Origin of the sequence: Paenibacillus thermotolerans, assembly GCF_028745515.1 — a bacterium.
Classification (GTDB): domain Bacteria; phylum Bacillota; class Bacilli; order Paenibacillales; family YIM-B00363; genus Paenibacillus_AE; species Paenibacillus_AE thermotolerans.
This window is the reverse complement of sequence record NZ_JAQZSG010000026.1, coordinates 1-11,857: the sequence shown is the minus strand read 5'-3', so window position 1 is coordinate 11,857 and position 11,857 is coordinate 1. Positions and strand designations below refer to the sequence as shown.

12 protein-coding genes are annotated in these 11,857 nt (G+C 49.6%); 4 read left to right on the top strand and 8 right to left on the bottom strand.

The features are described from left to right. Positions 1–82: 82 nt before the first annotated feature. The gene (locus tag PT964_RS19130; RefSeq protein WP_274364954.1) at positions 83–748 is read right to left on the bottom strand and encodes an AAA family ATPase; all 666 of its coding nucleotides are present in this window, start codon (positions 746–748) and stop codon (positions 83–85) included. A 319-nt stretch (positions 749–1,067) separates the two neighbouring features. On the opposite strand from PT964_RS19130, the gene PT964_RS19125 reads away from it, so the two are divergent. Genes PT964_RS19125 through PT964_RS19115 form a run of 3 tightly spaced genes read left to right on the top strand, consistent with a single transcriptional unit; the run spans position 1,068 to position 4,055 of the window. Further along, positions 1,068–1,883: an SDR family NAD(P)-dependent oxidoreductase gene (locus PT964_RS19125; RefSeq protein ID WP_274364953.1), complete on the top strand. Its 816-nt coding sequence runs from the start codon at positions 1,068–1,070 to the stop codon at positions 1,881–1,883. Continuing rightward, the gene (locus PT964_RS19120; RefSeq protein ID WP_274364952.1) at positions 1,880–2,623 is read left to right on the top strand and encodes an SDR family NAD(P)-dependent oxidoreductase; all 744 of its coding nucleotides are present in this window, start codon (positions 1,880–1,882) and stop codon (positions 2,621–2,623) included. Before PT964_RS19125 ends, PT964_RS19120 begins: the two co-directional genes overlap by 4 nt. 40 nt (positions 2,624–2,663) lie before the next feature. Then, a complete protein-coding gene (locus tag PT964_RS19115; protein WP_274364951.1) occupies positions 2,664–4,055 on the top strand; it encodes a mandelate racemase/muconate lactonizing enzyme family protein in 1,392 nt (463 codons plus the stop codon). Between the two features lie 68 nt (positions 4,056–4,123). Here the strand turns inward: PT964_RS19115 and PT964_RS19110 are convergent, their stop codons facing one another. The 4 genes from PT964_RS19110 to PT964_RS19095 are packed head-to-tail and all read right to left on the bottom strand — an operon-like array spanning position 4,124 to position 8,273. Beyond that, positions 4,124–5,095: a mannonate dehydratase gene (locus tag PT964_RS19110; RefSeq protein ID WP_274364950.1), complete on the bottom strand. Its 972-nt coding sequence runs from the start codon at positions 5,093–5,095 to the stop codon at positions 4,124–4,126. 50 nt (positions 5,096–5,145) lie between these two features. Continuing rightward, positions 5,146–6,474, bottom strand: coding sequence for an ABC transporter substrate-binding protein (locus PT964_RS19105; RefSeq protein ID WP_274364949.1), 1,329 nt, complete (start codon positions 6,472–6,474; stop codon positions 5,146–5,148). A gap of 24 nt (positions 6,475–6,498) precedes the next feature. Beyond that, positions 6,499–7,338, bottom strand: a complete 840-nt coding sequence (locus PT964_RS19100) for a carbohydrate ABC transporter permease (RefSeq protein ID WP_274364948.1) — start codon at positions 7,336–7,338, stop codon at positions 6,499–6,501. Then, a complete protein-coding gene (locus tag PT964_RS19095) occupies positions 7,335–8,273 on the bottom strand; it encodes a carbohydrate ABC transporter permease (protein WP_274364947.1) in 939 nt (312 codons plus the stop codon). The genes PT964_RS19100 and PT964_RS19095 overlap by 4 nt, the downstream gene beginning before the upstream one ends. A gap of 256 nt (positions 8,274–8,529) precedes the next feature. Between PT964_RS19095 and PT964_RS19090 the strand changes: the two genes are divergently transcribed. Beyond that, on the top strand, positions 8,530–9,435 hold the full coding sequence (locus PT964_RS19090) for an RraA family protein (RefSeq protein WP_274364946.1): 906 nt from the start codon (positions 8,530–8,532) through the stop codon (positions 9,433–9,435). A gap of 48 nt (positions 9,436–9,483) precedes the next feature. Here PT964_RS19090 and PT964_RS19085 read toward each other — a convergent pair whose 3' ends face one another. From PT964_RS19085 to PT964_RS19075, 3 genes are all read right to left on the bottom strand, one after another. After that, complete coding sequence (locus PT964_RS19085; RefSeq protein WP_274364945.1) at positions 9,484–10,647, bottom strand: helix-turn-helix domain-containing protein; 1,164 nt, start codon at positions 10,645–10,647, stop codon at positions 9,484–9,486. Between the two features lie 47 nt (positions 10,648–10,694). Then, positions 10,695–11,339, bottom strand: a complete 645-nt coding sequence (locus PT964_RS19080) for a GntR family transcriptional regulator (protein ID WP_274364944.1) — start codon at positions 11,337–11,339, stop codon at positions 10,695–10,697. 212 nt (positions 11,340–11,551) lie between these two features. After that, positions 11,552–11,857 (bottom strand): hypothetical protein (locus tag PT964_RS19075; RefSeq protein ID WP_274364943.1); only part of this gene is annotated, 306 nt, incomplete at its 5' end.

Sequence of the window (11,857 nt, the reverse complement as noted above, 5' to 3'; positions counted from 1 at the left end):
CGCCCGGCCCCAGCCCCCCGCTTCTCTTCGTTCAGCGCAAAGGAAATCAGCTTCAGCCCCGTTACCCAGCCTTCGGTTTGGTTCATATAAAGCTCAACCAGTTCTCTCGATATTTCCTTCTTCGCGCAATACCTAAAGAAATCGACCGTTTCCCGCAGATCGAAGCGCATCTGCTCGACGCCGATCTCGTACACCCAGTCCCTGCTAAACATCTCGCTTTCGGAAAAGTGACGGCGTTTCGACTTGCGAAACACAAATGCACGGTGGGCGGCAAATATTCGAGGAAGAAGGATACCGATGCAATAATGTCATCCTCGCGAATCACATGCCAATCGTCCAGGACGAGGACAATCTTCCCTTGCAGCTTGCTTGCCTCATTAAGCAGGGCGACAAGGAACGGTTCGTACTGCCCCGGACTTAGTGTCGAAGCTGCGGCGCGAACCGGCTCCGATATGCTGCCCGCCGCTTGCTCAACGGCCGCAACCGCATAGCTCCAGAATCGGATCAGGTCGTTATCCTTCTCATCCAGCGACAACCACCCCACCGGAACGCTTAGCTGCGCGGCCCAATGACCGATCAGCGTCGACTTGCCGTATCCGGCCGGAGCCGTCAGCAGCACGGCTCTACGAGACAGTCCTTTGTTCAACCGATCGATCAGATGGGGGCGGGGCACTGTGGGTTCCAAGGCTTGCGGCCTATACAGCTTGGACAAGATAAGAGAATGGTTCGTTGTTCGCTCAATTGTCATGTGGAATGCACCCTTTTGCCAATCGTGACATCGTTTTCCAACCGTATTTTTCTTCCTATAATTTCCTTAGTATGCAGTCGGGATCTATTAGGCCGGAAGAAAATAGTTACTTTCAAAATTCGATAAACACAGCCAAATCCCTTTTTCAGGAAATCGGTGTCATTGTACTGCACGCAGAACAAATCGGAACTTGCCCGGCAATCGGAAAATGCCCAAAAAAACAAACAAAAACGTAAATTTACGGCATCGAACCTTCAACGTTTGAACCGTAATATGGTAACGACAAAGTTGTTTCCGCAATGATCAGAGTAAGGGGGAAATGTCTCTGAGATTACAAGATAGAGTCGTCTTTATTACGGACGCCGACAGCCCATCCGGTAAAGCGATCGCAACCCGCCTTGCGCAAGAAGGAGCACATTTTATTTTGAACAGCGTCTCAGGCGGAGTCCAGCTCCGATCCGAGGTAACGGCGCTTGCAAACACCGGATCGAAGGTTATTGTCGTTACCATCGATTTATGCAGAAGTGCGGAAGTAGACGCCATGCTAGAGGAAACGGAACGTCATCTGGGAGCGGTCGATATTCTCGTTCATAACAACAATCTTGTAAAGCGCTCTAGCGTTGAATCATGTGAAGAATCGCTGTTCGTGGAGTTGTTGAATGCCAACGCAAAATCGGCCTTCATTTGTACGAAATCCATCGGTAAACAAATGTCTTCCAGACAATCCGGAAAGGTCATTTATGTAAGCTCCATACATGCTGAAAAACCGACGGGCTCCTCTTTTGCATATAGCGTCTCGAGAGGAGCGGTAAAAATGCTTTGCCGGGAGGCGGCCATTGTGCTGGGGCGAGACGGCGTTAACGTGAATTCGATTGAAATGGGACCGGTTGCAGGCGACAACGAGCGGTTCCGGAGCGACATTTCGACCTTGTATGATGCTTACCAAAATAAAGTTCCTAATGCAAGCCTGGGCGACATGGAGGACTTGGCCAATCTCGTGCTTTTTTTGTCCACGGACGAAGCCCGCTACATCAACGGTGCGGATATCCGCTTGGACGGCGGGTTCCTTATGCATTATATGGACCACAAGATGAAACGCACCGCTCATGATGAACCGAAAGGAGGCATCCCATGAGTTTAATCGGTAAAGCGGCCATTGTGACGGGTGCCGGAACCGGGATCGGCAAAGGCACAGCGGTTGCACTTGCGAGGCGAGGGGCGAAAGTGGCGATCGTGTATAACGCCAGCGGCGCAGGCGCGGCGGATACGCAGCAGAAAATTGCTCAAATCGGCGGAGAATCTTTCATTGTCAAAGCTGACGTAGCCGTGAGAGATGAAATCGAGCGGATGGTCAAGCAGGTTGTCGATCATTTTGGACGCATCGACATCCTCGTGAATAACGCGGCGCTTCAATTAAATTACAATCTCTATGAACATAACGAAGACACATATGATCGAATGATGAACATTAACTTGAAAGGATATTGGCAGTGCATCCAGGCCGTCGTTCCTTATATGAAGGTCCTGGGGTCCGGCAGAGTCATTAATATCGCTTCGGTACACAGCAAGAGACCTACCGATTTCGACACCGTCTATTCGATGACGAAAGGCGGAATCAAGATGCTCGGGAGAGAAGCGGCAATCGAATTGGCAAAGTACGGCATTACCGTGAATACAATTGAACCGGGCGCGGTGGATGTGGGAAAACATGCGGCAAAGAAAGAGCCTTCACGCGATATTCGAAAAAAATTCCCGCTGGGTCGTGTCGGTCTCCCTTCTGATGTAGGAAGCTTGGTTTGCTATATCGCCTCAGATGAGTCCGAATTTTTGACCGGTGCCTCCATTCGTCTGGACGGAGGCAGCATGCTGCTGTAAAAAGATAGATTTTGTAAAAAAAACGAAGGAGCTTGATGGTATGAATCGACAACAAACCTATGATAACACGTTGGCGCATGTCAACACGCATTCAAAGCCTTCGGAGCTGCGCATTACGGATATCCGGTTCGCCGATATTTCCGGCGCGCCGATGAACTGTTCATTGATCAAAGTGTATACCAATCAAGGATTGGTCGGCTTCGGGGAAGTTCGCGACGGGGCCGACAAAGTATACGCGCAGATGCTCAAGCCGCGCCTGCTCGGCGAAAATCCGTGCAACATCGATAAATTGTTCCGGCGCATAAAGCAATTTGGCGGCCATGCCCGCCAAGGCGGAGGCGTCAGCGGAATCGAGGTTGCCCTGTGGGATTTGGCGGGAAAAGCTTACGGCATTCCGATCTATCAAATGCTCGGCGGCAAGTTCCGCGATAAAATCCGAATGTATTGCGATACCGATGTCGCAGGCAAAGATTCAGGCGTAGCGATGGGGCAAGCGCTGAAGAAACGGATGGAGCAAGGATTTACGTTCCTGAAGATGGATTTGGGCATTGGCCAATTGATTGACGAACCCGGCACCCTCAGCGCGCCGCTGGGCTTTTTGGAGGATATGCGGGAGGCGTCGAAAGCTTACTGGCTCGCGCGCAATAACGGCGGCGTGTCAAAGGAACAATTGCGCCGTCTGCGCAATCGGGCATACGACTTTCAAAATATCGCGCATCCCTTTACCGGCATCCACGTGACGGAGAAGGGGTTAGACGTGCTTGAGCAGTACGTTGCGGACGTACGCTCGATCATCGGATATGAAGTTCCGCTGTGCATCGATCACTTCGGCCATATCGGCGTTGAGGATTGCATCAAGCTCGGGCGGCGGATCGACAAATATAACCTGGCTTGGATGGAGGACATGATTCCCTGGCAGTATACGCAGCAGTACGTTCGCTTGGCGAATTCGGTTTCCACACCGATTTGTACCGGCGAGGACATTTATTTAAAGGAAAGCTTTAAACCGCTCCTGGAATCCGGCGGCGTTTCCGTCATCCACCCGGACGTTCTGACAACCGGAGGGATTTTGGAAACGAAAAAAATAGGCGATATGGCGCAGGAGTACGGTGTCGCCATGGCTATTCATATGGCGGAAAGTCCGATCGCCTGTCTGGCTGCCGTCCATGTCGCGGCAGCGACGGAAAATTTCCTGACGCTTGAATATCATTCCGTTGAAGTGCCGTGGTGGGACGACATCATCATCGCGCCGAAGCTTCCGAAACCGTTGCTGCAGAACGGATTCATTACCGTTCCGGACGCTCCGGGGCTAGGCATCGAGGATTTGAACGACGAAGTCATTGCGCGGCATTTGAATCCGGAAGTACCGGGGCTATGGGAACAGACGGACGAATGGGATCATTATATCGGCAATGACCGTTTGTGGAGTTGATCAATTATGCGAACGGCCAGCCTCAAATAAGGGGCCGCCCTGCAGGGCGGCCCCATCTCCTGTGTCAATCATTTCTTTTCAGCCGCAGCAGCTTCCATCAGCCCTTTCATGTAGCCTACGCCGAACAGCCTTCCCAGCAACTCGTAACCGGGATTTTCGTTATTCTCCCCTTCCATCGTTGGCACGTGGTCAGGTCTTGCCGGCCCGTTATAACCTACTTCATAGTAGGTTTTCATTGCTTCGAGCATATCCGTTTTCCCATCGTCATGGAACGTTTCTTCAAACTTTTCCGGCGTGCCGCGCACATCGCGGAAATGAACGAAAAACAGCTTATCTTGCTTGGCGAAATGACGAATCACCGTAGGAATATGATCTCCGGCTGTAGCAAGCGTCCCTTGGCAGAGCGTAATGCCGTTGTTCGGGCTAGGCACCAGGTCGATCGCCCGCTGGAGCGCGTCGGCATTGCGAAGTATCCGCGAAACGCCGCGAATCGGAGAAATTGGAGGATCGTCCGGGTGAAGCGCCAATTTCACGTTTGCTTCTTCAGCCACCGGAACGATTTGCTCCATGAAATATGTTAAATTGTCCCACAGCTTTTTTTCGCTTACGATCCCCGCTTCGGTCAGCGGGGCGTCTTTCATAATCGAATGATCGTAGCTTGTAACAAGCGCTCCGCCTCGGGTGGGCGTCGTGGTCGAGGTGCGAAGCCAATTAAACTGAGCCATAAAGTTATAGCATAATACCGGAATGCCGGCGGCGCCCATATTGCGAATAAACTGCTTGAACACTTCGATTTCCGCGTCGCGCTCCGGCGTGCCGAGCTTAATATGGTTGGACGGAGGCATCGATTCAATGACAGTCAGCTCCAAGCCGAAATCGGCAAACCGCTGCTTCAAGTGCACAAGAGGAAGATAGTCCCAAGGCTTCTGCGGCCCCTTCTCATCATAAGGTATTGGGCCGACCGCGTGGGAGATCCCCATTTGTTTTGCAAGATGCCAAAGCCGATTCGGCCTGGACGAAAAATATTCAGCCAATTGCATGAACGTTTTCACCCTCCTATTAAATCCTGATTATTCATGCACTGAGCGTATTAGTTCCCTGCGGCTTTCGCAGCGGTTTCCTTGCCCAGCTCATGAATTGTTTCATAAGCTTTCTCGAGCGTTTGCTGGCCGTAGACGACCGCGTCCATTTCCGCCTTGAATGCATCCACCCATTCCGTCCATCCGGGCGCTGCGGAGAAAAACGGAAGCGCTTTGTCAACTGCAACGTCATACATCTTCTTCCCGATGATATCTTTAGGCTCAAGGCTGGGCTCAAGCTGTTCATAAATTTCCGGGTTGATCGGAATTCCGCGGGTTAAGCGGAGAATTTTCCCGGCTTCCGGATCCGTAATGAACCAACGGATGAACTCTTTCGCTTCATGCTTATTTTTGGAAGTTGCGCTGACCGACAAGAAAATGGTAGACTGCGCCCAACCGCCGCCTTCCGGCCCGACAGGGAAATTCACAACGTCCACTTGGCCCGGCATTAGCGTTTCCAGCACGCTGACGGAACCGGTCGTAGCGCCGCGGGTCATAACGGTGCCGGATGCCATCGAATCCGCTTGCGGATCGTTCTCCAAGAATGCGGCCGATATTTCAGCCGGAGGGACGATGCCTTGTTTCCTGAAGTCGGCATAGGTGCTGAAAAACTTCATAAACAGGTCCTTGTCGAGGTTGAACGTTTTTCCGCCGTCGGCCATAATTTCCCCTTTGCCGTATGCATACTGATAATATTGGTAGAAGTCCCATGTGGTCGTGTCGCCAATCGGGTATTTGCCTTCCGGAAGCTTCTGCTTCGCCGCCCTCGCCCAATCGAAATATTCGTCGTAGGTCCAATCCTTGTGCGGCAAGGGAATGCCGTAGTCTTCCAGAGCCTTTTTGTTGAATGCTATTCCGGTAGCGTTCTGACTCAACGGAATGCCGTATAGCTTGCCGTCGATCTTCAGGTTTTCAATCACTTTCGGGTCGACGATCCCGGTCAAATCGATATCCGACAAATCCTCCAGCGTGCCCCGGGCCACATATTCTTTGATATAAGCTTGGTCCATCTGCAGCACGTCCGTCATTGACTTGGAAGCGGCCAACGTAGGAAGCTTGCTCCAATAGCCGTCCCACGCCAAATACTCCGGGGTAAACGTGACATTCGGATGCTGTTGGGTATAAAGATCTAGCGCCTTCAGCGTCGCCTCATGCCTTGCGTCCGGTCCCCACCACATGATGCTCAATTTTTTTACCGTTGCCGCCGTTTCTCCTCCCGTTTCCTCCGCTTTGCCTGAAGGCTCTTTCCCGCCGCTGCCGCTGTTGCTGCATGCCGATAAGAACAATAGGAAAGCAACCAGCCATAACGCCAAACCTTGAGTCCGCCATCCGTTTTTCATACGTTCTAACCCCTTTCGAAATCGTTATCCTTTCAAACCGGTTGTAGCGATCCCTTCAACAAAATGCTTTTGTGCAAAGAAAAAGATAAGGACCGAGGGAACTATCGACAGCAGCGACATCGCCAAAAGCTGCCCCCATTGGACTTCAAACTGGTCGATAAACATTCGCAGCGCCAAACCTACTGTGAATTTCTCAACCGAGCTTAAGTAAAGCACCTGCCCGAAGAAATCGTCCCAGCTCCAAATAAAGGTGAAAATTCCTACCGTAACCAACGCCGGTTTAATGAGAGGAAGAATCACTTTAAAGAAAATCCCGTAAACAGACGCTCCGTCCATTTTCGCCGCCTCATCCAAATCATTCGGAATGCCGCGGATAAATTGAACCAGCAAAAATACGAAAAACGCGCCGCCGCCGAAAAAATGAGGAAGTATCAAAGGAATATAGCTGTCCACGAAGCCGAAATGATTGTACAAAATGTACTGAGGGACGATCGTTACCTGCCCTGGGAGCATCATCGTCAACAGCAGAATCGAAAACCACAAGTTTCGAAGTTTAAAGGTAAGCCGCGCAAAACCGTAAGCAACGATCGCGCTGGTCAGTACCCCCCCCAATAGATTCCAGAACTCCATAATCAGCGTATTGGCGAAAAAATGACCGAAAGTAAATTCAGATGAAAAATGCCAGCCTTTCGAAAAATTTTCCCACATCGGCGTCTCCGGCCAAATGGTCGGAAGGCGCATTTCCTCGGCCTTCTTTAAAGACGCTCCCACCCACCAAACTACCGGATAAAGCATCAGCAGCGAGAAGCAGGTTAAAAAGACTTGATAACCGAAATTGTACAGATGGGATCGAGTTGAATTCATTTTGCATTCCTCCCATCGCTTTCATAAAACACCCAGTAGCGCGACACTGCAAAATTCAGCAGCGTCAAAAGAGCGACGATCATCAACAAAATCCAAGCCAGTGCCGAGGCGTAGCCCATCTTGTAATGTTTGAACGCCTGTTCATACAGAAAGAGCGCATACATGTACGTCGATTGCACAGGTCCGCCTTTCGTAATAATGAAAGCGGATGTGAACATCTGGAACGAACCGATAATGCCAAGCACGAGATTGAAAAACATAACCGGCGAGAGCATCGGAAGCGTAATATTGATAAAATTTCTGAGCTTCCCCGCCCCATCCACAGAGGCCGCATCATACAGCTCCAGAGGAATCTGCTTTAAGCCTGCCAAAAAAATAACCATGGTCGAGCCGAACTGCCAAGTGCTTAACAGAATCAACGTTCCCAATGCCGTATTAGGATTGGTGATCCAGCCCGCGCCTTGGATGCCGAACCAAGCCAGCACCTGATTGACGTAACCGTCCAGGCTGAACATGTTTCTCCACAGCACGGAAACGGCGATACTTCCTCCGATCAGAGAAGGAAAGTAGATGGCTGTACGATACAGGTTCATGCCTCTTAGGTTTTTATTGAGCAACATGGCAACCATCAGGGAGAAGAACAGCTTGAGAGGAACAGAAAACAATACGAAGGTAAATGTAACTGCGAGCGATTTTCCGAAAATACGGTCTCTTGTAAAAATATTTTTGTAATTCTCCCCTCCAATCCAAACCGGGTCGGACAAAAGCGAGTATTCGGTGAACGATAAATATAACGATTGTCCGATCGGCCAGAGCGTAAGCAGCAGAAAGCCGATCAACCACGGAGATATAAAAATGTAACCGGCTACATTCGTTTCGTTGGTGTATTTTTTCTTTTTTCGAAACGATCGGCCTAGCCCGCCAGAGCTTTCCATCGTTGGCGTATTTACCCCACTTGCCTCACCCCTTCAAGCTTATATGTTTCAATATATAGAAACCGCTTACATTTCCAAAACGTGATTAATTTATGAATTTGTTTGATTTTTTAGGATTTGATTCGTCCCCCCCTATAAAGGTAGAAAAAATTATGTATTGCCGGGAAACTTTTTAAAATCGTCACATCGACAAAGCCATTATTCTCCTCAACAATAGAGCTAAGTTCTGCATCATAACAAAAAGAGGTGTTTGCGCATGAGATTTGACAATCCCGAAGATGTGATTCAGTTAACTCCCCTATGGCAAGGCGAACGATTTCCCAACGGGCGGCCGAAGGTCCCGGATGACGTGCTGCGCCGCATTCGCAAAATCACGTTGGAGGAAGCATGGGGACCGCTTTGGAACCGCGGCTATCACTCTCAATTTGAAGGCGACTTCAAAATCGTTCATCCGGATCAAGTGATGGTAGGACGAGCGGTTACGGCCGTCATGGTTCCGAAGCGCCCGGACCTGCACGAGACGCTGCTGAAGCACGGACATGAACAAGAGGGCAGACGCGGCTTCTTTAATCAGTGGGTGATTGATTCGCTGGGGGAAGACGATGTGGTTGTAGTCGACATGTTTGACAAAATCCAACTCGGCACTTATGTCGGCGGAAACCTCTCCACCGCCATTTCCACTCGGACAAAGCGGGGCGGAGCCGTTATCTGGGGCGGAATTCGCGATAATCAGCAGGTAGTGAAAATCGATAACATCAACATATACTACCGCGGAAGCGATCCAACTCCCATTGCGGACGTCACCATGGTGGGCATGAACGTTCCGACCCGCATCGGCAAAGCCATCTGTCTGCCGGGGGATGTGGTACTGGGCACACCGGCCGGCGTAATCTTTATTCCGCCTCATTTGGCTGAACTAACGGTCACACAAGCTGAAAAATCCCAGGTGCGGGACGTATTCGGCTTCATCCGCTTAAGGGAAGGCATTTATACGACGGCGCAAATTGATTCCAACTGGTCGCTCTCCATGTGGGAAGATTTCGTAGGGTGGTTTGAAACCGATTCGGCGGCTGAAGAGTATCGCCACTTGAAGTGGGACCAGGAAATGGAGGAGGCTCGCAGCCGATCGAATCAAGGACCCTCAAGCGACGTCCGTTTGTAAACAACACAAATAACGGGTGCCGGCTTGCGCCGGTCTGCCCGTTTTTTGTTATTTTCCTACGGACTCCCGATACTTGCTTGGACTAATACCAACCTTTTTCTTGAAAATTTGGCTGAAATATCTCGAATCCTGATAGCCCACCCTTTCTGCGACCTCATAATTTTTCATATGTGTGCTTCTAAGCATCTCCTTTGCCTTATCAATGCGAATATCGGTCAATTGCTCAATAAACGTCTTTCCGGTATTGGCTTTAAAAAGTAAACTCAAATAGGTCGGCGTCATATACACTTTCTGTGCAACGCTGTAAAGAGTAGCTTTATGGTATTCTTGCTCCATATATTGGATCGTCTTTATAATGACGCTCCGATGGCCGTCTCTTACCGTTTTTGACAAAATATGGCCCAAGTCCTCCAAGTAACAGCTGACATATTGCTTCAGTTCCTTCAAAGTTTCCATATGAAATACAGCCGTCAGTTCATAGGATTTATTTTTGCAGCCGTTCGCGCGCTCCACCTCGGCGAACACCCTTCTTTCCATTCCTACCATAAGACGGATGGTCAGCTCGTAGACGTTCTTTATGGGAACAGGTCCATTGCGCAATATATATGCATAAAAGTCGTTAACCGCTCGGTCGATTTCAGATGAAGGCGCGTTGGATTTCACACGCTCAAACAGCTCCTGCTCCTTCGGATCAGGGTAGTCCTCCGGCTGCGCGTACGGAACGATCTCACTGTAATAAATCGTCTGGCCGGCTCCTTTGTAAAATTTATTTTGCAGAGCTTCGGAAGCCTCCGCATACGATGAATGGATGTCGGAAAGCCATTTGCACGGTTTTCCGACGCCGATGTTAAAGTTGTTCGAAAAGCGGACGTTCAGCATTGTCCGAACGGATTCGATCGTTTCCTTGGAAATCCAAGAAAACAATAAGCAAACCCTTCCCGCCTCATCGACAAACACCACGCTGCCCTTCGGCGCCTGCTGTTCAATACACTCTCGAATGAGTGCCGCTTGCTCCCTTTTTTTAAGTTCCTTAGACGGCTCAATCAGCGCCGCTGCCGGATACATAAAATACGGGTTCAACTTCAATTGGGTGAGCGTTTCTCTAATATTTTGTTGGGAGTACGCTTTGTTGGCGACAAGGTCGCGCAGAAAATTATCTCTCATCAGTTTCAAAACGACGTCATCCTTGAACAGTAGCGCTAAGCCGAGCATCTTCAACATCCCCTTCAATAAGGATCGATCGCTTTCGTAGGAATGCTTCAGTTCAGAATCCATTTGTACGACTTCATATGTTCGATGAATGACTTTTCTACATGAGCAATGCTGCCCGTTCGAATCGATTCGATTAATGCAAGATGGCCTTCAACAAGCTTTTCGGTAGAATGGTACCGGTTCGATATGGCCATAAACCGCATCACTTTCGTTTTCATATGCTGCCAAAGCTCCAAGATGGCTTGATTGCCGCAGCGTTTGTAAAAAAAACCGTGAAATTCCATATCGATTTCCAAGATTTGCAGGATATCGTTTTGCTTTACTGCTTTGTCTAGACGTGTAAGTACATCGTGCAGGTACTGAAAATCTTCCTCCTTCATGGTTGGAACGGACTCTCGGACCGCAAAGCCTTCGATAATTTCCCGCAATACAAAGATGTCCCTGATTTCCTTATGGGTAATGTCGGACACGACAGACCCTTTATTAGGTTTGCTGACGATTAAACCTTCATGCTTTAACCGTTCCAACGCTTCCCTGACAGGCGCTTGGCTAATTTGGAACTTCCCTGCGATGTCTAATACAAGCAATCGGTCGCCCGGTTGCAGCGTCCCCTCTAAAATGTCTTTCTTCAACGAAGCATATACCTGAGCGCTAATTGGATTCGTTTGCAGCAAAGATTGGCCGCTTTCCATCTGCTCCCACTTCCTTCCGTTGAGATGGTAACAAATTATCGATTAACGATTATCGATAAAGTGGTAGTAGTAATTGTATGCGCTTCCATTCCCGAATTTTCCTACCCTTAACAACAATTTTGTGCTGCGGCTCACAAAGAGAAAGGACCGCTAGAAACCCTAACGGTCCTTTCTTTGTCTACTGGCCTTCGACTTATTTTTACCTCTACAAATCATTCTCTTCCTGCATCCGTAAATGAGGCATAATCGATCCCCGCACATGACAACGGCTTTTCCCAAATCGCGTCCGAACAGAAGATATGGTTTACCAATGCGCGTACATCATGATCGGCATCATAACGCGCCCAGTATTCCGAGAAAGCGGTCAGCGCCTTTTCCGCATCTTTCACCTCAAAAAATTGCTTACCATCGTCAATCCGCCTATACCCGAACCATTTTCTGACCATCAAAGTAAACAGTCCGTCCTGTTTCCAAAGCAATTCAAGCTTGCCGCGGCCGCTTGTTCTGGGCGGAGTGAC